The 19,193-nt window shown below is 51.3% G+C and carries 18 protein-coding genes; 11 read left to right on the top strand and 7 right to left on the bottom strand.

The genetic code is table 11. The features are described 5' to 3' along the window. Positions 1-13: 13 nt before the first annotated feature. The 9 genes from HG1285_RS13090 to tsaD all read left to right on the top strand — a co-directional run bounded on the left by HG1285_RS13090 (position 14) and on the right by tsaD (position 10,262). Positions 14-700: an NAD-dependent deacylase gene (locus HG1285_RS13090; RefSeq protein ID WP_008286639.1), complete on the top strand. Its 687-nt coding sequence runs from the start codon at positions 14-16 to the stop codon at positions 698-700. Beyond that, the gene (locus HG1285_RS13095) at positions 697-1,131 is read left to right on the top strand and encodes a DUF488 domain-containing protein (RefSeq protein ID WP_008286638.1); all 435 of its coding nucleotides are present in this window, start codon (positions 697-699) and stop codon (positions 1,129-1,131) included. Before HG1285_RS13090 ends, HG1285_RS13095 begins: the two co-directional genes overlap by 4 nt. 220 nt (positions 1,132-1,351) lie before the next feature. Next, complete coding sequence (locus HG1285_RS13100) at positions 1,352-4,183, top strand: SBBP repeat-containing protein (protein WP_008286637.1); 2,832 nt, start codon at positions 1,352-1,354, stop codon at positions 4,181-4,183. 73 nt (positions 4,184-4,256) lie between these two features. Next, entirely contained in the window at positions 4,257-5,828 is a 1,572-nt protein-coding gene (locus HG1285_RS13105) for an MlaD family protein (protein WP_008286635.1), read from the top strand. 29 nt (positions 5,829-5,857) lie between these two features. After that, positions 5,858-6,940 carry an aminopeptidase gene (locus tag HG1285_RS13110; RefSeq protein ID WP_008286634.1) on the top strand — a complete coding sequence of 361 codons (1,083 nt, stop codon included), beginning with the start codon at positions 5,858-5,860 and terminating at the stop codon, positions 6,938-6,940. Next, positions 6,895-7,617, top strand: a complete 723-nt coding sequence (locus HG1285_RS13115; RefSeq protein ID WP_008286633.1) for a Crp/Fnr family transcriptional regulator — start codon at positions 6,895-6,897, stop codon at positions 7,615-7,617. The genes HG1285_RS13110 and HG1285_RS13115 overlap by 46 nt, the downstream gene beginning before the upstream one ends. A 13-nt stretch (positions 7,618-7,630) precedes the next feature. Next, the gene (locus tag HG1285_RS13120; protein ID WP_008286632.1) at positions 7,631-8,038 is read left to right on the top strand and encodes a hypothetical protein; all 408 of its coding nucleotides are present in this window, start codon (positions 7,631-7,633) and stop codon (positions 8,036-8,038) included. Continuing rightward, the gene (locus HG1285_RS13125; protein WP_008286631.1) at positions 8,035-9,258 is read left to right on the top strand and encodes a S41 family peptidase; all 1,224 of its coding nucleotides are present in this window, start codon (positions 8,035-8,037) and stop codon (positions 9,256-9,258) included. The genes HG1285_RS13120 and HG1285_RS13125 overlap by 4 nt, the downstream gene beginning before the upstream one ends. Continuing rightward, entirely contained in the window at positions 9,255-10,262 is a 1,008-nt protein-coding gene (gene tsaD, locus HG1285_RS13130) for a tRNA (adenosine(37)-N6)-threonylcarbamoyltransferase complex transferase subunit TsaD (RefSeq protein WP_008286630.1), read from the top strand. Before HG1285_RS13125 ends, tsaD begins: the two co-directional genes overlap by 4 nt. Here tsaD and HG1285_RS13135 read toward each other — a convergent pair. The 3 genes from HG1285_RS13135 to HG1285_RS18690 are packed head-to-tail and all read right to left on the bottom strand — an operon-like array spanning position 10,251 to position 13,876. After that, on the bottom strand, positions 10,251-10,646 hold the full coding sequence (locus HG1285_RS13135) for an NUDIX hydrolase (protein ID WP_008286629.1): 396 nt from the start codon (positions 10,644-10,646) through the stop codon (positions 10,251-10,253). The genes tsaD and HG1285_RS13135 overlap by 12 nt on opposite strands. Next, positions 10,643-12,211 (bottom strand): DNA repair protein RecN, encoded by a 1,569-nt coding sequence (gene recN / locus HG1285_RS13140; RefSeq protein WP_008286628.1) that lies wholly within the window; start codon positions 12,209-12,211, stop codon positions 10,643-10,645. The genes HG1285_RS13135 and recN overlap by 4 nt, the downstream gene beginning before the upstream one ends. An 18-nt stretch (positions 12,212-12,229) precedes the next feature. Next, entirely contained in the window at positions 12,230-13,876 is a 1,647-nt protein-coding gene (locus tag HG1285_RS18690; RefSeq protein WP_008286627.1) for a S8 family serine peptidase, read from the bottom strand. A gap of 295 nt (positions 13,877-14,171) precedes the next feature. Between HG1285_RS18690 and HG1285_RS13145 the strand changes: the two genes are divergently transcribed. Then, on the top strand, positions 14,172-14,492 hold the full coding sequence (locus HG1285_RS13145) for a hypothetical protein (RefSeq protein ID WP_157560479.1): 321 nt from the start codon (positions 14,172-14,174) through the stop codon (positions 14,490-14,492). Positions 14,493-15,202: 710 nt separating this feature from the next. Here HG1285_RS13145 and HG1285_RS13150 read toward each other — a convergent pair. Then, on the bottom strand, positions 15,203-15,559 hold the full coding sequence (locus HG1285_RS13150) for a hypothetical protein (protein ID WP_008286625.1): 357 nt from the start codon (positions 15,557-15,559) through the stop codon (positions 15,203-15,205). Beyond that, the gene (mnmH, locus tag HG1285_RS13155) at positions 15,519-16,601 is read right to left on the bottom strand and encodes a tRNA 2-selenouridine(34) synthase MnmH (protein WP_232219453.1); all 1,083 of its coding nucleotides are present in this window, start codon (positions 16,599-16,601) and stop codon (positions 15,519-15,521) included. The genes HG1285_RS13150 and mnmH overlap by 41 nt, the downstream gene beginning before the upstream one ends. Between mnmH and HG1285_RS13160 the strand changes: the two genes are divergently transcribed. Beyond that, positions 16,594-17,034 carry a DUF501 domain-containing protein gene (locus HG1285_RS13160; protein ID WP_008286623.1) on the top strand — a complete coding sequence of 147 codons (441 nt, stop codon included), beginning with the start codon at positions 16,594-16,596 and terminating at the stop codon, positions 17,032-17,034. The genes mnmH and HG1285_RS13160 overlap by 8 nt on opposite strands. Here the strand turns inward: HG1285_RS13160 and HG1285_RS13165 are convergent. Continuing rightward, positions 17,024-17,764: a methyltransferase domain-containing protein gene (locus HG1285_RS13165; protein WP_008286622.1), complete on the bottom strand. Its 741-nt coding sequence runs from the start codon at positions 17,762-17,764 to the stop codon at positions 17,024-17,026. The genes HG1285_RS13160 and HG1285_RS13165 overlap by 11 nt on opposite strands. Continuing rightward, positions 17,764-19,188 (bottom strand): hypothetical protein, encoded by a 1,425-nt coding sequence (locus HG1285_RS13170; protein WP_008286621.1) that lies wholly within the window; start codon positions 19,186-19,188, stop codon positions 17,764-17,766. The genes HG1285_RS13165 and HG1285_RS13170 overlap by 1 nt, the downstream gene beginning before the upstream one ends. Positions 19,189-19,193: the final 5 nt, after the last annotated feature.

The raw sequence follows: 19,193 nt of genomic DNA, 5'->3' as shown, positions 1-19,193 counted from the left end.
ATTTAATTCTTAAATGAAGGTTGTAGCTCTGACGGGAGCAGGTATATCGGCTGAGAGCGGAATACCCACCTTCAGGGGTAAGGACGGACTGTGGAACAAGTACAGCCCAGCGGAGCTGGCTACACCGGAAGCCTTCAGCAGAAACCCCGAACTCGTGTGGAAGTGGTACGACTGGAGGAGACAGCTCATAGCTAAGGCTGAACCCAACGATGGACACCGAACCCTTGCAAAGATGGAGGAGCTGTTTCCAGACTTCTGGCTCATAACTCAAAACGTGGACGGACTCCACCAGAGGGCAGGGTCTAAAAGGGTGATAGAGCTTCACGGGAACATCTGGAAGGTAAGGTGTGTCAGATGTGGTGAGGAGGGCTACGATCACAGGGCTCCGCTTCCCGAAATACCCCCCAAGTGCGAGAAGTGCGGTGGACTTCTCAGACCCGGTGTGGTGTGGTTTGGCGAGTCTCTCCCGATGGACGCTCTCCAGAGAGCCTACGAACTTGCAGAAGGGGCTGACGTGTTTATAGTGGTCGGAACATCAGCCCAGGTCTATCCCGCTGCAGAGCTTCCTCTGATCACCAAAAGGAACGGCGCAAAGCTGATAGAGGTGAACCCTGAGGAAACACCTATAACGCCTCACGCTTACGTCTCCTTAAGGGAGAGTGCATCAACAGGACTGAAGAGGGTGCTTGAGATCTTATGAGGATATACACCGTAGGTCACAGCTCAAGGGAGCTCTCGGAGTTCATCGCTCTGCCCAAGTCTCATGGCATAGAGCTCCTTGTGGACGTGAGGAGCTTCCCCAAGAGCTCCCGTTTTCCCCACTTCAACAGGGCACAACTTGAGTCCGTATTGAGGAAGGAAGGCATAGATTACCTCCACATACCAGAGCTCGGAGGTTTAAGAAAAGAGGGGTATCTGAACTACATTAGAACCGAGGAATTCAAGGAGGCTCTGGAGGAACTGATGTCTCTATCCACAAACAGGAAAACCGCGATCATGTGTGCCGAGAGAAACTGGCGGGAGTGCCACAGAAGGTTCATAGCTGAAGAGCTTGTGAAGAGGGAGGTTGAGGTTGTCCACATCCTTGATGGGAAAAGAATAGAAGAACACCCCAAACATATCTTCCTATGACATAGGCTATAAAACCCTTTTTCAGTGTGTAAATCTGCTTAACAAAGCATGCAAAAGCCCCAGCAAACAGGGCTTTCACAAAATCAAGGTTCAGGGAGAGTGAAAAGTAGCTTTACATAAAAGGGTCTTCTGTAAACAGCCGGCTTTTGTTTTTCGCCCACACACAAACAACTTGCACAGTTCGGCACCCTTTTTGCAGGAGGTTCTGAGGAGGTGTACTATGAGAAAGGTTTACATCCTGACTTTATCTCTATCCCTTCTCCTGTCACTAATATTCCTATTTAAAGAAGAGCAGCCAGATGCTCAACCCATTATCAAAAAGATAGACCTCATACAAAACTACGGAAAACTGCCCCTTCACTTCATAGAAAACAGAGGTCAGCTGGACAAAAGGGTCAAGTTCTACGAAAGAGGCACAGCACACAGCACCTACTTCACAGAGGAAGGAGTTTATATAGTCCTTCACGGAAGGAATAGAGAACCAGAGGTCTTGAGTATAAAACCTCTCGGAGGAAATCCAGAACCTCATATAACCGCAGAGGGAAAGCTCTCAGGAAGAGTAAACTACCTCAAGGGCAGTGACCCTGAGAAGTGGAAGAGGGACATTCCAACCTACGCAAAGGTCAGATACAAAGAGGTTTATGAAGGAATAGACGTTGTTTTTTATGGAAATCAGAGGAGGCTTGAGTACGACGTAGCTGTTAAGCCCGGAGCTGACCTGAAGGTAGTCAGATTTTCCTACGAGGGTGTGAAGGAGCTTAAGGTAAACGATAAGGGAGAGCTTGTAGCCGTTCTTCCTTCGGGTAAGGAGCTAATTCAGAGGAGACCTGTAGTTTATCAGGAGATTGGAAATAATAGGTTAGAGCTGGAGGGTAGATACCTTGTAAAGAGGGAAGGAGAACTCTTCACATACAGCTTTGAGGTAAGGGGTTACGACCCTGAGTATGCCCTAATTATTGACCCTGTGCTCTCTTACTCTACTTATATAGGTGGGAGTTTAACTGACATAGCTTACGGCGTAGCGGTAGACCCTTCTGGTAATGCCTATCTCGTAGGGAAGACGTTCTCAATGTTTTTTCCTACAAAGGGTCCTTTTCAGGGAGCAAACAACGGACATTTTGACGTGTTCGTATCAAAGATAAGTCCCGACGGAAACACCTTGGTTTACTCCACCTATCTCGGCGGGGACGATAGAGATGAGGGCTATAGCATAGCCGTGGATTCGGCTGGGAATGCTTATATAACAGGTAAAACGGGTTCACCTTTCCAGGGCGATCCCTTTCCAACAACTCAGGGTAGCTTTCAGGAGAATAAAAAGGGCAGTTTTGATGTTTTCGTGGCTAAACTGAACCCGGAGGGCAACGATCTGGTCTACTCCACATACCTCGGTGGAGATGATCGGGATATGGGTTATGGAATAGCTATAGATTCAGATGGAAACGCGTACGTAACTGGTAGAACTGAATCAGCCAATTTCCCTGTTCAGAACCCTATCCAAAACAGTAAGGGCAACTTCTTTGATGCCTTTGTTACAAAGATAAATCCTGACGGAAGTGCCTTGATTTACTCAACCTTTCTTGGGGGAGAAAGCGGCGATGACGGAAGAGGAATAGCCGTAGACTCCTCGGGCAACGCTTACGTAACTGGAAGCACAAGTTCGGATAACTTCCCCAAGTATAACCCATACCAGGGGATACGTGCTGCTAACGACGCTTTCATTACTAAGATAAAACCGGATGGCAGTGCCTTCATTTACTCAACCTACTTTGGTGGAAGCTCCCAAGAGCATGGTGTAGGTGTAGCTGTGGATCAGAACGGGAATGCGTATGTGGTGGGCAACACAGAGTCAACAGACCTGCCTCTTACAAACGAGTATCAATCTAATTTTGGCGGTGTAACAGACGTCTTTGTTATGAAGTTGAGCCCTGATGGGAGCACTCTACTATATTCCACATATTTAGGCGGGAGCGAAGAAGAGGAAGGTAACGGCATAGCCATTGATTCCTCAGGGAACGTTCACATAGTAGGGACTACGGATTCAACAGACTTTCCTGTCAAAGCTGAGCACCAAAGTAATAACTCAGGAGGATATGACGCCTTTATAGCCAGTATAAACACCGATGAAGCGGGCTCAGCGTCTTTGTTATTCTCCACCTACTTTGGGGGAAGCGATTGGGATTTTGGCAAAGGCATAGCCGTAGACACCTTAGGAAGCGTATACATAACGGGTGAAACTCAATCAAGTGATTTTCCAACACAGAATCCGTATCAACAAGACATGGCTGGCGTAAAAGACGCCTTCGTCACAAAGTTCTCCGAACCCACACGCGACCTCATCGTCAGCAAGGCGGGGACTGGACAGGGGACTGTGACGAGCAACCCGCAGGGTATAGACTGCGGAAATGACTGTGAAGAGAGCTTTCCGGGCGGAACGAGTGTAGTGCTGACCGCAACCGCAGACAGCGGTTCGGAGTTTACGGGCTGGGGCGGGGACTGCTCAAGCTGTGGAACCAACACAACCTGCCAGATAGTATTGAATGCAGATAAGACCTGTAGTGCCAGGTTTGACAGTCCCTCGGGTTCAATTCCGGGTGCAGGGTGCGGACAGATAACGGTGAGCCTGCAGGGAGGACTTTTGAAGGAAACTCCCTTCGTTAGCAAGAACCTCCCCACCTTTCCGATAGCCGCCAGTGCACCCTGCGGGGCGGTGAACATCAAGGCTACCCTGCCCGGAACCAGCCTCACCGTTAGCGTGACCTTTCCCAACGTATCTCCGAACGCCCGGTTCTACAAGCTCGTCAACGGCACCTACCACGACGTAACTTCCGAGGTGCAGATAAACGGGAACACGGTGAGCCTGACGGTTGAGGACAACGGCACCTACGACGGCGACACAAACGCGGGCGAGATAACAGACCCCCTCGTCATGCTCGTCCCTGAGAGCAGCTCTGGCGGTGATGGAGGTTGTTCAACGGGAGCTTCACCCTTTGCCCTCTTAATACCGCTTGCGGTGGCTCTGGTGCGCACTCTCAGGAGAAGGCAGCTTATATGAAGTATAGAATCCCGGCGGGGTCTCCGCCTCGCTGGGGCTAAGAGAATACACCCCTATGTATACTATATAGTTAATGAACCTGACCACAGAGATAAAGCTGGGGGCTTTCGTCCTGTTTACAGCTGTGTCCTTTGCATTCCTAATACTTACCTTCGGTGAGATACCCTTCCTGAGACCGGATACGAAGAGATACGTGGTCTACTTCAGCGATGTAGGCGGTCTCTCAAAGGGTGCCGAGGTCAGGGTGTCAGGCATAAGAGCCGGAAAGGTAGAGGAAATAACCCTTGAAGACAGCAGGGTGAAAGTGGTGTTCAACGTGGAGAGGAGGATAAGGCTCTTCAAGGACGCCTCGGCAACCATAGGTACGCTCGGACTCATGGGCGATAAGTATCTCGCGGTAAACCCGGGGACTCCGAGCGCGGGCGAACTCGCGGAGGGAGAAAGTCTGAAAACCGCGGAGGGTGTGGCTGACACCGACAGGCTCATAAGGGAGCTGACGAGGACGGCGGAAGGGTTCAAGCTCGTTGCGGAGAACCTTAACAGGATACTTGAGGAGAACAGAAGGAACCTGAGGGAAACCCTTGAGAACCTGAACGCGTTGACCCAGACACTCAGGCGGATGGCTGAGGAGAACCAGCAGAATCTCAAGGTAGTCTTAGCGGAGATGGCTCAGCTCACGGAGAGCCTTAACAGCACTCTTCCGGAGGCTATATCGTCCATAGACAGGCTTGCGGACGAGCTTACGGGTATAGCCTCCGAAAACAGGGAAGACATAAGGGTTCTGGTGGCTAACCTGAAGAGCATATCGGACGAGCTCAGGGGAGAGCTCCCCCAGCTCGTTGAGAACATGAACACCCTCTCAAAGAACCTTAACGAGGTAGTTAAAGAGAACAGGAGAGACCTGAGGACTGCTATACAGAATCTATCGGAGATGACGGCGAGGCTCAGAAGGAGCTCAAACAGGCTTGACAACATACTTGCAAAGATTGAGAGCGGAGAGGGGACTATAGGCAAGCTCGTTACGGACGACGAGCTCTACGAGAGTGTATCCAAGGGGGCGAAGCTGTTCGGAGAGGCAGGAGAGGTCATAACCAAGACAAAGATATACGTTGGCTTCGGCGGAGAGGCTTACACAGGAGGAGATTCCAAAGGCTACATGTCCTTGAGGATAGAACCCGACAGAAAAACCTACTACCTTCTGGAGGTCGTGGGAGACTCAAGGGGCAGGGTCTACACGGAACAGATAGTGGGCGGGAACGAGATAGTTAAGAAGGAGTTCAAGCCTGAGCTCACCCTTCAGATAGCCAAGAAGTTCTTCGTCGGGGAAGATAGCTACTTCGCCGTGCGGGCGGGTTTAAAGGAGTCAACCGGGGGAATAGGCTTTGACTTCTCTCCCCACAGGAGGGTCAAGCTGTATTCGGACGTGTGGGATACGGGGAGGAAGGACAGACCCGAGGAGGACAACCTGAACCCAAACCTTCAGGTGGGATTACAGCTCAGGATAAAGGGACCCCTGTACACCCGTTTTGGCGGAGACGACCTGCTGAACGACAAGCTCAGGGGGGCTTTTGTAGGGGTAGGGCTTGAGTTCTCAGAGGAGTACCTCAAGTACCTCTTAGGTGGAATGGGGCTTCCCTTTCCCTGACATGTATTTTAATTTATATGAGGAGAGCCATGTATAGCGACCAGATAAGAAATCTTTACAGAACGAACCTCAATCTGGGCGTAGAGGATAGACTGCTCGTCTTTACCGACGACGAAAAGGACTACCTTGAGGAGCTACTCGGAGACTTTCTTAAGGTTGGAAGGGAGTTCACACAGGAGGTCAGGTCGTTCCTCTACGGAGCCACCAAGACCCATGGAGCTGAACCTCCGGAGGGTTTATGGAGACAGACCTTCGGTGACGAAGCTGTTGACGAGCTTAAGGACAGAGGTCTTCTGGAAAAGGTTCTCCACAAGGAAAACTATCCAGAGGGCGAGGTTCTAGGCGTACTCAAGGAGAAAGCCCGTGATGTCCCGTCGGTGGTGGTCGCCTTCCCTTACTACTCAACGACCCACACCTTTTACAGGAAGGTTTTAACGGAACACTTCGGCGTCAGGTACGCCTCCATGCCCCTCTTTGACCCAACGATGTTCCTGACCTCTATGAACGTGGACTGGCACTACGTCGCCAAACTCAGCACCGATATAGCCGAGATGCTGAGCGAAGCGGAGTGGGCTCACGTGAAGTCCGAGTACGGGACGGATATAGAGTTCTCCATAAAGGACAGGAAGGGGATACCCGATACGGGGCTCTTCCACAACCCGGGAGAGTTCGGTAACCTGCCGGCGGGGGAAGCGTTCACGGCACCGGTGGAGACGGAGGCTTACGGCAGGCTCGTCATACTCTACGCGCCCGATAGAGAGCTGGAGAGACCCATAACCATGAAGTTCATAGACGGCGGCGTTGAGAGCATAGAGGGCTTTGAGGACTACAGGTACTTTATAGAGGACGTCTTCAAGAAGATGCCCGAGGCGAGGTTCATAGCTGAATTCGGTGTGGGAACGAACCCTAAGGCTTCAAGGCCTGATAACCTTCTTGAGGCTGAAAAGATCCTCGGTACTGTCCACATAGCCATAGGGGACAATCACACCTTTGGAGGTTTGAACAAGGTGGGCTTTCACACCGATTACGTGGTGTTCAAACCAACAGTTTTAATAGGAGGAAAAGGATGGGAAAAAAAGCTACTGCTAAGAGGCGAACTCCAGAAGATATAAAGATTGAGTTTATAAAGAAGGTTCACCTCTTTGAAGACCTGAACCCTGACGAACTCAAAGAAGCCGTAAGATACATGACCTTCAAGGAGTACGATAAAAGTGACTACCTCTTCTTTGAGGAGGATGCCGAACCGGGGATCTTCATACTTGTAGACGGGCTCGTGAAGCTTATAAAGGAGACCCAGGACGGAAAGACGATAATAGTGAGGCTCGTGTTCCCCGGAGACGTCTTCGGATGGATAGAGTGGGGTAAGAACACCCCTAAGAGCACCTACACCGCCATGGCGGTTCTCAAATCAAAGGTTCTTTACATATCCAACAAGGACTTCATAAACCTCGCCATAAAGTATCCGGCGGTGGCGATAAAGATGACCTGTGATGCTACGGCAAACCTGCTCCAGACCTACGAGATACTCAAAAGCATAGCGTCGGGTAGGGTTGAGGAGAGGATAGCAAAGGTTCTCCTTGAACTTGCGGACAGGATAGGTGTCAAAAAGAACGGCAGGATAGTAATAAGACTCCCCCTTACCAGACAGGACATAGCCGAGATGACGGGAACTACCGTTGAGACCGCCATAAGGGTTATGAGCAGGTGGAAGAAGCAGGGGATAATAAATACGGAGAGAGGCTACATAGAGATAATAAACCGGAGAGAGTTAGAGAAGCTTTTGGTATAAAATAAGTGTAAGAATGAAGGTTCTCCAGCCGTTAATACTGCTTTTTTTAGCCCTACTCATCTACGGCATGTCGGAACCCGCAGAGATACCACCCGAATTGAGGAGCCTGAAGGCTAAGGTCGTTGACAAAAAAGGTGTGATTCACCAGCTCACAGCGTTTAGATGCAACGATGGCGCTACCCTTAAGTTCAGAAAGGGGAGCCTTGACTACACCCTATCTCTTACATCTATAAGGTCAATAGAGGTTCTGGGAGTTGAGGACGGCAACGCAAGGGTGTCAGTTCAGCTGAAAGATGGTAAAAAGGAAAGTTTTGAGCTTCCCTCCTCAACGAGGTGCACCGCCCAGACTGAAGTGGGCAACGTCAGCTTCTACATAACCGAGGTGAAACGCATAGAGCTGTTGCAAGGAGAGGTTAAATGAGAAGGTTCTTTCTGCCTGTTATAGCCGGGACTTTCTTCCTTGCGGGCTTCTTCGTAGGGGTGTCCAAAACGGTTTCCTCCGAGGACGAGTACTCCTACCTCAAACTGTTCACCGACGTGCTGAAGATAGTTAAGGAAAACTACGTAGAGGAGCCCAGCATAAAGGAGATGATATACGGAGCCCTGAACGGGATGGTGTCCGCCCTTGATCCATTCTCAGCCTTCTTCCCCCCGGAGAAGTACAAGGAGTTCATGGAGGAGACGGAAGGTGAGTTCGGTGGCATAGGTATAGAGATAAGCATGGAGAAGGGAAGACCTATCGTCGTGGCGCCCATAGAGGGAACGCCGGCTTACAAGGCTGGTCTCAGAGCCGGGGACATAATAATAGCCGTTGACGGAGAGGACACCTTCGGGAAGACCCTCCTTGACATAGTTAAGCAGATAAGGGGCAAGCCGGGAACGAAGGTCAAGCTTACCATAATGAGGAAGGGAGCGGACAAGCCCTTTACCGTTGAGATAACGAGGGCTGTGATAAAGATAGAGAGCGTCAAGTACACAAAATACGGGGATATAGGTTACATAAAGCTCACCCAGTTCCAGCACTACACCTCAAGAGACCTGAAGAAAGCCGTTAAAGACCTGCTATCCCAGCACGTCCAGGGCTTCATAATAGACCTCAGGAACAATCCGGGGGGTCTGCTCTCTGAAGCGGTAAAGGTATCCGACATATTCCTGCCGGAAGGAAAGCTCATAGTTTACACGAAGGGCAGGAGGGACGAAGAGAAGTACTACGCTAAGGAGAAGCCGGTTCTGCCCACTTACGTCCCCGTGGTAGTTCTCATAAATAAGGGCTCAGCGAGCGCCTCGGAGATAGTGACGGGCGCCCTTCAGGATCACCACAGGGCTACCATAGTGGGTGAGAAGAGCTTCGGTAAAGCTTCCGTGCAGAACATAATACCCCTTGAGGACGGCTCCGCTTTAAAGCTCACGGTAGCCTACTACTACACACCCAAGGGCAGGCTCATACACAAGAAGGGGATAAAGCCCGACATAAAGGTAAGCATGGACGAGAAGGCGTGGGAGAAGCTCACCCAGACCATAAGGAAGATGAGGATAGAGGGCAACGGGAAAAAGGTTATCCTCCTGCCGGACATAGACGTCCAGCTCAAGAAGGCTATAGAGGTTCTCAAGGCTAAGATAGAGCACAAAGAGGCTGCATGATAACCCTCGCCGTTGAGACCTCGTGCGACGAGACAGCCTTAGCCCTTTACGACTCCGAAGAAGGAGTTATAGGTGATGTCCTCCTATCCCAGGCTAAGGTGCATTCTCCCTTCGGTGGTGTGGTTCCCGAGCTGTCCGCAAGGGAGCATACGAGAAACCTCCTCCCCCTCTTTGACCTGCTCCTTAAAAAGACTTCCTTTGACATAAAAGAGGTAGACTTCGTATCCTTCACACTCACACCGGGACTTATCCTCTCCCTCGTGGTGGGCGTATCCTTCGCCAAGGCGATAGCTTACACTTTTAACAAGCCCCTCGTTCCCGTGCATCACCTTGAAGGACACATATACTCCGTCTTCCTTGAGGGTAAGGTTGAGTACCCCTTCGTGGCGCTGATAGTGTCGGGAGGGCACACAGACCTGTACCTCGTAGAGGACTTCGGTAGATACAGGTTTTTAGGAGGAACGCTGGACGACGCCGTTGGAGAAAGCTACGACAAGGTTGCTAAGATGCTGGGGCTCGGCTATCCCGGTGGACCCATAATAGACAGGCTCGCCGGGGAAGGTAAGCCGTTATACAAACTACCCAGACCGATGCTTGACAAAGAAGACCTGAATATGTCCTTCAGCGGGCTGAAGACCGCCGTTATGAATCTTCTCAGGAGAGAGAAAGAGGTCAAAGAGGAAGATGTGTCCGCCTCCTTTCAGGAGGCTGTGGTGGATATACTCGTCAGCAAGAGCGTCCGCGCTCTGAGAGAGACCGGGGTCAGGAGGCTCGTGGTGGTGGGAGGGGTGTCAGCAAACAGCAGGCTCAGGGAGGAGTTTCAACGTGTCTCCGAGGAGGAGGGCTTTGAGCTCCACATACCACCGCTCAGGCTATCAACGGACAACGCTCTGATGATAGCTTACGCCGGGATGGAACGCTTCAGGAGGGGAGTTGTGGCACCCCAGGACATAAACGCAGAGCCCAACCTTCCCCTTGAGGAGTTCGGTAAGTTATGGACTTAACTTCTCAAGGGCTTTCCTGAATATCTCCCTGTCACCCTTGTACTTGAGAAGCTTTTTTGCCTCCTCTACTGGAAAGAACCTCGCGTCCTCAACCTCCCAGGAAGGTTTAGGCTCACCCCCGAGGTATCTCATCAGGTAGTACTTGACCTTCTTGAATATCTTTTCTCCCTTCAGCTGGTACCAGTATCTTATCTCCCCCACGTAGTCAACGACCTCGCCCTTCACGCTGGTCTCCTCAAGGACTTCCCTGACCGCCGTATCCTCAGGCTTTTCTCCCTTCTCTATGTTTCCCTTCGGAAAAGTCCACACACCCGAAGGGTTCTTTATGAGAAGGACTTCTCCGTCCTTAAAGAGGACTCCCCCTGCGGAAAACTCCCTTCTCACCGGCTAACGAGCTCCACGAGTTCTCTGGCTCCCCTTATGGTGTTCTCGGTCGGCGTTCCCATGAGCCTCGCGACCTCCTTCAGCTTCTCCTCTTTAGAGAGCTTCTTAACCTGTATGTAGGGTATGTCGCCGAGGTATCTCTTCTCCGTCAGGAAGTTGGTATCACCGGCGGCACACACGGGGGCAGAGTGGGTTATGGCTATGACCTGCATGTCCCTTGAGAGCTTCTTCAGGAGTCTTGCCAGCTTGACTGAGGTATCTCCGCTCACCCCCACATCAACCTCGTCAAAGACATAGGTCGCCACAGGGGGCTGTATCAGGGCTACGGACAAGAAGAGGCGTGTGAGTTCTCCACCGGAGGCGACCTGCTCCACAGGTTTGGGCTCGCCGCCGTAGGAGGAAAAGAGGAAACTGACTCTGTCAATCCCCTGTCTGCTGAGCTCTCCCCTCTCAAGGAGGACTTTCAGCTTAGCCTTCTCAAGGTTGAGCTCCTTGAGCACCTCCTCAATCCTCCTCTCAAGCTCCGGGGCTTTCTCCTTCCTCTTCCTGCTGAGCTCCCGGCTCAAGCTGAGGAGCTCTTCTTCAAGTCTGCCAACCTCATCCCGCAGTTCCTCTATCCTGTCTTCGTATCCGTAAGAGCTGGCGAGCTCTCTCTTTATCTCCTCGGCGTCCCTGAGTATATCTTCGTAGCTCTTGCCGTACTTCTTCTCAAGCCTCTGAACCCTGAAGAGCAGCTCGTTTATGCAGTCTATCTCCTCGGGGGAGAGCTCAAGGTCTCTATCCCTGAGGCTGTCCGTTATTTCAAGGAGTCTGTCCTTAAGGAGGGTTAGCTCCTCAAGCACGTTTTCCACGCTCGGGTCAAGCTCCCTGACCTTCCAGAGGAGTCTCAGGGCGTAGCCAACGTCCGAGTAAGCTGAGCCTTCGGAGTCGTATAGGTACTGTAGAGCCTCCCCAACGAGCTTCTTTATCTTCTCAAGGCTCTTTAAGGCTCCCGCCTTGTCCCTGAGCTCCTTAACCTCTGCCGGGGTTAAGCCTACCTCCTCTATCTCTTTAAGCCTGAACTCCAAGAAGTCCCTCTTCTGGAGTAGCTCCTCCCTCCTGCTAACGAGCTCATCAAGGAGTCTCTTCTTAGAGGAGTACTCCTCGTAAAGGCTTTCCACCTTCTCTACCAAGCCGCCGAGTCCCCCGAAGCTGTCAAGCACCTGTATCTGGAACTCCGGCTTCAGCAGCCTCACGAACTCGTTCTGACCCTGTATGGAGACCGCTCCGTCAAGCATCTCTCTGACGTTCTTAGCCGAAGTCCCCCTGCCGTCAAGGAAGTACCTGCTCCTTCCGCTCCTTATTTCCCTCCTCAAGATCACGGCTTCGCCGTCAATACCAACTTCAACCTCCACCGCAGTCCCCTCAGGGTAGTCTCCCTGCCTGCCCATGACGAACTCAAGGGCTGATATGGTCATGGACTTGCCGGTACCCGTTTCGCCCGATATTATGTTCAGCCCTTCGGAAAACTCAATCTCTAAGTCTTTGATAAGAATGAAATTTTCTATGGAGACGCGCCGCAGCATAGGTAATAATATCGGAACTTACCACCTTCGCTTCAACCTGCTCAGAATGACGAGGAGTCCCAGCAACGGGAGTAGGCTATGTGCCACACCTCCGGTACTGCATCCCCCGGAACCGCAGCTCGATTCACTCTTCGCCGATAGGCTCACGCTGAAGTTAAGTCCGCTGTCGGAAAAGCTGACGAGAAGCCTCCCACTGTAATCGCCGGCACCGGCCGGAGAGAAGGAGAGATAAACCCTGCACTCCTCAAAGGTGTTAAGACTCCTGCCGGAACAATCGTCCTTTGAGAGGTAAAACCCGCTCCCCTCAACGCGCACGCTCGTTACCTGGACGACACCGTTCCCCGTGTTCCTGAGGGTGAACTCACGACTTGAGCTCTCACAACCCTCTACACTGCCCCAGCTTATTGAGAGAGACGAGGGACACACCTTCGGTGAGGAGGAGTTCAGAAGGAGAGAGTCTAAACTGAGAACGTTGCAGGAGTAGGTCTTACCCGCAAGGCTCATATAGTTCCTGCCCGTGGTGATTATCCTCTCCCTGATCTGGGTGTAGTTGAGAGATGGCTGGTAGCTCTTCAGCAAGGCTACCGCACCGGAAACGAAGGGCGTGGACATAGAAGTTCCATAGGTCAACGAAAGGTCTGTGCAGCTCGTTCCCGCGCTTCCATTTTTAAGAGTCCATATACTCTCCCCCGGGGCGGATAACTTGACCTTATTGAAGCCGTAATTGGAGAAGGACGACCTCTCTCCTTTAGAGCCAACCGAGCCCACGCAGAGCATATTCCCGAGGTCGTAGTTGCAGGGGTTCATGGAAACTTCGTCGTTGTTCAGGTTGCTGTTCCCAGCGGCGGTTACGTACAGAATACCCTCGTTCGCAAGCTCCTCTATCTTGTCCCTCTGAACCTGGCTGTCCGGGTAGACCTCCCCGTAGCTTGCGTTCACGGCAATGATGTTCAGACCTTTGTTACGCTTGAGGTCAAGTATGTAGTTCAGGCACTCTATCTCGCCCGCTATGGTTCCGCCACCGGAGGAGTCAAGGAACTTACAGGGAACTATCTTTACCTGCCAATTCACTCCAGTTATCAGAGTGCCGTTGTTACCCACCGCGCCCACTATGCTCGCAACGGAAGTCCCGTGCCCGTTGTCGTCCATCGCATCGGGCTTGTTGCACCCCTGAGCTTTCGGGTCGTATTTACCCTCCGGGTAACAGAGTATGTTCACCCCGTAGCAGTCGTCCACGTAACCGTTCCCATCGTTGTCCACACCATCGGTGCAAATCTCCCCCGGGTTCTTCCAGAGGTTGTCCTTGAGGTCTGGGTGGTTGTAGTCAACCCCCGTGTCCAGAACCGCCACATACACACTCCCCGAGCCTGTGCTCAAGTCCCATGCCGAATAAGCCCCTATGAAGTCCAAGTCCCACCTGTAGCTAAGACACGGGTCGTTCGGAGTCTGAAGGGCTCTGAGTCTGTAATTTTTCTCTATAAGGACGCCTTCGGCGTGGCTCAATAAACCCACGGAAACACCTTCATCAATACGAACGATGTATGTCTTATCGTCAATCCTTTTTATAACTTTTCCAGGAACTTTGCTCGGGTCTTCCGTCCTGACGAGGAACTCGGCACCAAAGCTCAAGGTGCAGGCTAAGGTGAGGACAAGAGCCCAGACCATAATAGGGATAATAAGCGATATACACAGAAAAGAACAAATTTTTCTCAGGGTGTCAGAAATCACCCCTTTTTCCCGTTCTCTATAAAAAACAGGAGGTGATGGGATGAGGAAAACTATCGCTCTGAGTTTTACGGCACTTTCGCTGTTAGCCTGCGGTGGAGGAGGTGGTAGTTCGGACTCTCTACCCGGCGGTAGCGGAGGGGGTAACTAGGGAAGCTCTTTCGTGGCGGTCAAGTCGGTCAGCGCGGACAGAACCAGCATCTCTGAAAGAGAGAGTATACAGATCAGCTGGGAGGTGAGCTTTTCCTCAGTAAACGGGCTCTACACGGCGGAGGTCTACATAAGCTCTACCCAGGACGTTCCCTCCCCTGCTTACAACTACAGGCTCTACACCGCCAACTGCGGAAACGGGAGCGTCTACACCTGCGGGACGACCGGACAGGTGAGGTGCACCTACACAGCCAAGTTCAACGGCGTTCCCACGTTCATCTGCAATACCATCTCCAAATCCATACCCTTCACCGGCAACGGATACCTCGTGTTTAGAGCCTGCATCTGGGACAGCAACTTAAGATACGTGTGCAATAAGAAGGCGCTGCCACTGAGGGTAAACTGAAATAGGAATCCCCGCCGTTCCTACCCTTTGACCCTTCCGGAGGGGCTTCCCCGCTCCTCCCAAAGCACACCTACGATTGATCAAAACCGACAGCTAAAAACCCTTTTATATGACGCTGTTGAACCCTCGTTTCTTAAGGGCATTTCAAGTAAAAGGAAAAGTTGTGGGGGGAGGTTTTCTTCCCCCTTGTGTGTCGCAATCCCTTCGTTTCTTAAGGGCATTTCAAGGCTATGGGCGGTTATCACTCTGAGCTTAACATCTAGTCGCAATCCCTCAACTTCTTAAGGGCATTTCAAGGGGCAAGGTAGGTATCTACCTTGTTCTTGTAAACCTCGTCGCAATCCCTTCGTTTCTTAAGGGCATTTCAAGCCTGGGGTAAATTTCAACTTATTGAGAGACAAAGCACCCAGAGTGAGAATTGTTCGCAATTAAACATGGTGTCACAAAAATTCAGAATTATCAAAGAGTTCCTTCTGGGCTTTGTCGCTCTAAGCTTTGAGCCCTTTTTAAACCCTATTCGGTTGTCAAGGAGCCGGCGGGCACCTGCGTCCCGCTATTAACTGCCAATAAGTTAAGCACACAGCCCGAAATTTTCAATATGATTTTCGTCATACGAGGTTATTCTCTCAGCAACATCAAAAACTTACGTAATCCCGTAAACGTCTTTTGGTTTCAGGCTCCAAACTGTTGGGGCAGAAGAACATAAAAACTCAGGATACTTTCTCAAAGAGTCCGATAAGGTCTCCCGGTGCGTTTACACTTAGGCTAACCCCCTCCTCAGGGAGCTCAATCACCACGCGAACGTCCGTTTTCCTGTCCGCACCTTCAAGGGAGTGGAGGAACTCCCGTGCCTGCTCCTCCTGTCCTATGGCAAGGTTGGTGAGGGTGAGGAGGATATACTTTTCGTAGGAGTCCGGGGCGATCAGCAACCACTTGTTGGCTTCCAAGTACTTGAACTCCACTATGTACCTCATCCCGACCCAGAGGGGGTCTTTCGTATCCCCAAAATCAGACCTCTTCAGCCTCTTATCTCCCCTGTAGAGCGATATCCTGAACCTTACCCTCATGACTCAAAGAATCGTAGAACTCCTTTAACCTTTTCACGCACTCCCGTGCGTCGTCACAGTTCACCTCAATCACAGGCTCACCGAACTGCCTGTACTTCTTGTCGTAATATTCCTCTATAAGGAACCTTATTACCTCCTCGTAGTCCGCCCTCTCAAAGCACTCCATAAGGTAGTTGAACCTCTGGGGTCCGAGATATTTCTTTATCCTCTTAACAGCTTCACGGGCTTCTTCTTCCCAGCCCTCTCTCTTCATATAGTCGGAGATTATATTCTTCACCCGCGTTTCCATACTCGCCTTTATCTCAACGTACGTCCCTCTCTCCTTCTTCTTCCAGAAGGATTCTGGTATGTATACGTTGCCTATCCTCCTGCTCTCGTCCTCTATGAAGACTAAGCCACTGCCCACCCTCCTTAATTCCTCGTAAAGCAAGGCGTCAAACTGTTTCTGGGAGACCTCCTCGCCTATACCCACGCTGCCGAACACGGAGCCTCTGTCCTTTGCAAGGTCTTCCAGGTCTATGACCGGCATACCTTCCTCTTTAAGTAGCTTCAAAACCTTCGTCTTGCCCACGCCCGTCTTTCCGGTGAGGACTATAAAGTCTATGCCTTCAAGGACTCTCTCCATGTCCCTGAGAATGAACTGCCTGTATGCCCTGTACCCTCCTTTTAAACGTAAAAGCTCAAGCCCCATATCCGACATAGCTTTACACATACCCTGACTTCTCATGCCTCCACGCCAGCAGTAAACCACGACATTTTTGTGTTTGTCCCTTAGCTCTTTAAACCTCCGGTAGAACTCCTCCAGCTTACCCTTTGCAAGCTCCTCTCCCAGCTCTCTGGCTCTATCCACGCCCTCGTTCCTGTATATGTACCCTATCAACTTCTTCTCCTCGTTTTCAAAGAGTGGGACGTTCACCGCACCCGGTATGTGGAACTCTTTATACTCCTGCGGGCTCCTTATATCAACGAGCACCATATCCTCAAGCTGAAAGAGCTCATGGGCTTCTATGTCCCGGTAGGGCATATTAAATAATATGCTCAAAGTTGTTGAAAATCCCATAGTAGTTCACGAGAACGGAATTTACCGACCAGAGCCTACACGTTTCTGGATACTTGACAGAGAGTTCAGGTCTGCCGTGTCAAGGCTGGAGTCCGAAGGTTTCATAAGGATGCTCTCCCAGGAGATAACCGAGGATGAGGGTCTCTTTGATTTCCTCGTTAAGCTCCACGAGAGAGAGGTCAGGAAGAGAGAAGAGCTGTTAAAAAAGCTCTTTCCGGAGGTCTACGAAGGCTCCGGCAGGTGGGATTTAGCCTGCAAGAAGGTTCTCCTTAATCCTGAAATCGGGATAGGTGGGATAAGGAACTTCAGGAGGAAACCCTTTAAGGTGAGGTGCCTTCACCTGTGGACTGCCTACCATGTGGGAGACGAGGAGTTCAGAAACCCCATAGGGGAGTTCGTCCTGTCTAAGATATGAGCTTTCGGCAGAAGACGAGGTAGGCGGTGTGTCCCACCATGGTGTCCTCCGGTCTGAAGCGCTCGGGGACTGTCTTGTAGTACCTCGTGAGTATCTCCAGTACCTCCACTCCGCCGAACATACCCTCAAGACCCTTCAGGAGCTCAACCACCTGATTCGCCGTAGGCAGTAGAAAACCTGCCGGTGCGCTCACCTTCAGACAGCGGTGGAGTTTCTCAAGGTATGGAACCGGCTCGCGGACGTCCACGAAGGCGGCATCAAAGAACTCGGATTCAACCTTCGCTTCGGAGAAGTCCTCGTTGTGGAGAAGAACGTTTTCCCCAAGGGAGAACCGCTCAAGGTTAGCCTTTGCCACCTTATAAAAGCGTTCCACCGCCTCGTAGGTGTAAACCTCCCCTGCAAGACTGGAGAGGACTGCACAGAGGGCACCACTCCCCGTGCCGAACTCAAGAACCCTCTTATCTCTGGACAGCCCCAGCTTGAAGGCTATGAAGAAGGCGTCCTTGGGGTATATTATCTGGGTTTTCCTCTCAAAACCCAAGACTATGAGCTCTTCAAGGGTCGGTCTGAAAACCTCAAACCTTCCGATCCTTACGCCTTCGGGCTTTCCTATGAGATCTGAGAACCTGAGGAGGTCTTTCCTGACGTTCAAGGTCTGCCTCGGATCAAGCTTCTTGAGATACCTTTTATCGGAGTGCCTTATGACTACCCAGTCCCCTTCCCGGAACATCAGCCCTTTCTTCCGTGCTGTTTTACCTTCAGGTACTTCTCAACGTCAAGAACCTTGAATATGTCCTTGAAGGGTCTGAGCTGGAACTCAAGCTCTTCCTCCTGCTTCTTCTCTCCGAACTCCTGGGCACCAAGGTCAAGCAGGAAGGTCAGCAGGTTCAGGAGTTGCCTCTCCTCCTCCTCTCCCGGGTTTGTCGTGAGGTGGAACTTGCCCTCGGAGAACACGAGGAAGGGATACCTTACAGCCTCCCTCAGAACAAGGGAGCTCATCTTGGTGGGGGCGTGCTTCATGAATACGCTCACCACCTCGTTGATCATGAAGAGATAGACTATCGGGGCTATGTTGGATACCTTCTTGTAAAAGAAAAGACTCACGAAGTAGGGCTCTTCAAACTTCAGGCTTGAGAGGGGCTTGAACTTGCCCTCCGTCTCTATAAGGGATATGAGGAGTTTGCCCTCACGGAACACCACGAACCTGTCTCCCCTCTTCTCCGATATGAGGAGCAGGGCGTCCTTTCTGTGTTTGCTCAGCCCAAGGAAGAGCTTGCTTATCTCCATAAAGTAACTGCTGACGGTGTTTATCTCCGGCTTGGAGAGAAAACGCAGGGCTATGTACTTGACTATGTTGCTGTCAAGGTTCACGAGGCTGAGCTCCGCGTTCTTGTCGGGAGAGAGGAAGAACTCAAATATGTCGTAGTCCACGGGATAGACGGCGAACATCTCGCCGTTCTCATAAAAGAGGTTTATGGTGTAAGTCGGGGAGGATATCCTCGCTATACCTGAAAAGTTTCCCGTCTTGAGGCTCTCAAGTATGGCGACCACGTTCACCCTCTTCAGAGGGACGCTCTCCATCATGTAGTCTACATCGTGCTCCTCAGCGCTCTCGCTCTCCCTAAACTCGTATATGTCCAGCTTGCCCTCAATCAGGTAGTCCTTCACCTTCCTGACTATGGACACTATGGAGTCTTCCGAAAGGGCAACGGACTCCACCACGTTCTTGCCCTCAAAGAAGGAGAGCTCCCTCTCCTTGCCGGTCGCCTTGAATATGGCGTAGGGGGATATTATCCTGTCCACTATCTCATCAAGCTCGCGCCTCACTATGGTAGCCTGTATCATAAGCTCGTCGCTGCCTATTGGGTTCTCAAGGGGGTTAGCCTTCATCTTTGACTCTTCGTAGAAGGCGAAGAAACCCTCCGGGTTGGCAAGCATCTCCGCAAGGCAGTAAACGAGGAGGTTGTAGTAATTGACCTTCTTCTTATTGAAGGAGCCCACATCACACTTGAACTCGGTTATCAGCCCGTCGTTGACCTTCATAGAGAGGAAGTACCTGTTGACGAATAGCTCTAAGGTTCCAGACCTTCCCTGAAGAAGCCCGGTGATTACATCGCTGAGTCCGCGAGAATCGCCGATGTAACCATAAAACATAACCT

The sequence above is a fragment of the Hydrogenivirga sp. 128-5-R1-1 genome (assembly GCF_000171895.1).
The sequence above is the reverse complement of the archived record's forward strand: the minus strand, read 5'-3'. Positions and strand labels throughout refer to the sequence as shown.

Coding starts and splice junctions, on each gene's coding strand:
- HG1285_RS13095 (WP_008286638.1), top strand. CDS start 697: ATGAGGATATACACCGTAGGTCACAGCTCAAGGGAGCTCTCGGAGTTC.
- HG1285_RS13150 (WP_008286625.1), bottom strand. CDS start 15,559: ATGAGGGTAAGGTTCAGGATATCGCTCTACAGGGGAGATAAGAGGCTG.
- HG1285_RS13115 (WP_008286633.1), top strand. CDS start 6,895: ATGGGAAAAAAAGCTACTGCTAAGAGGCGAACTCCAGAAGATATAAAG.
- recN (WP_008286628.1), bottom strand. CDS start 12,211: ATGCTGCGGCGCGTCTCCATAGAAAATTTCATTCTTATCAAAGACTTA.
- HG1285_RS13105 (WP_008286635.1), top strand. CDS start 4,257: ATGAACCTGACCACAGAGATAAAGCTGGGGGCTTTCGTCCTGTTTACA.
- HG1285_RS13125 (WP_008286631.1), top strand. CDS start 8,035: ATGAGAAGGTTCTTTCTGCCTGTTATAGCCGGGACTTTCTTCCTTGCG.
- HG1285_RS13110 (WP_008286634.1), top strand. CDS start 5,858: ATGTATAGCGACCAGATAAGAAATCTTTACAGAACGAACCTCAATCTG.
- HG1285_RS13165 (WP_008286622.1), bottom strand. CDS start 17,764: ATGTTCCGGGAAGGGGACTGGGTAGTCATAAGGCACTCCGATAAAAGG.
- HG1285_RS13120 (WP_008286632.1), top strand. CDS start 7,631: ATGAAGGTTCTCCAGCCGTTAATACTGCTTTTTTTAGCCCTACTCATC.
- tsaD (WP_008286630.1), top strand. CDS start 9,255: ATGATAACCCTCGCCGTTGAGACCTCGTGCGACGAGACAGCCTTAGCC.
- HG1285_RS18690 (WP_008286627.1), bottom strand. CDS start 13,876: ATGGTCTGGGCTCTTGTCCTCACCTTAGCCTGCACCTTGAGCTTTGGT.
- HG1285_RS13170 (WP_008286621.1), bottom strand. CDS start 19,188: ATGTTTTATGGTTACATCGGCGATTCTCGCGGACTCAGCGATGTAATC.
- HG1285_RS13100 (WP_008286637.1), top strand. CDS start 1,352: ATGAGAAAGGTTTACATCCTGACTTTATCTCTATCCCTTCTCCTGTCA.
- HG1285_RS13160 (WP_008286623.1), top strand. CDS start 16,594: ATGCTCAAAGTTGTTGAAAATCCCATAGTAGTTCACGAGAACGGAATT.
- HG1285_RS13090 (WP_008286639.1), top strand. CDS start 14: ATGAAGGTTGTAGCTCTGACGGGAGCAGGTATATCGGCTGAGAGCGGA.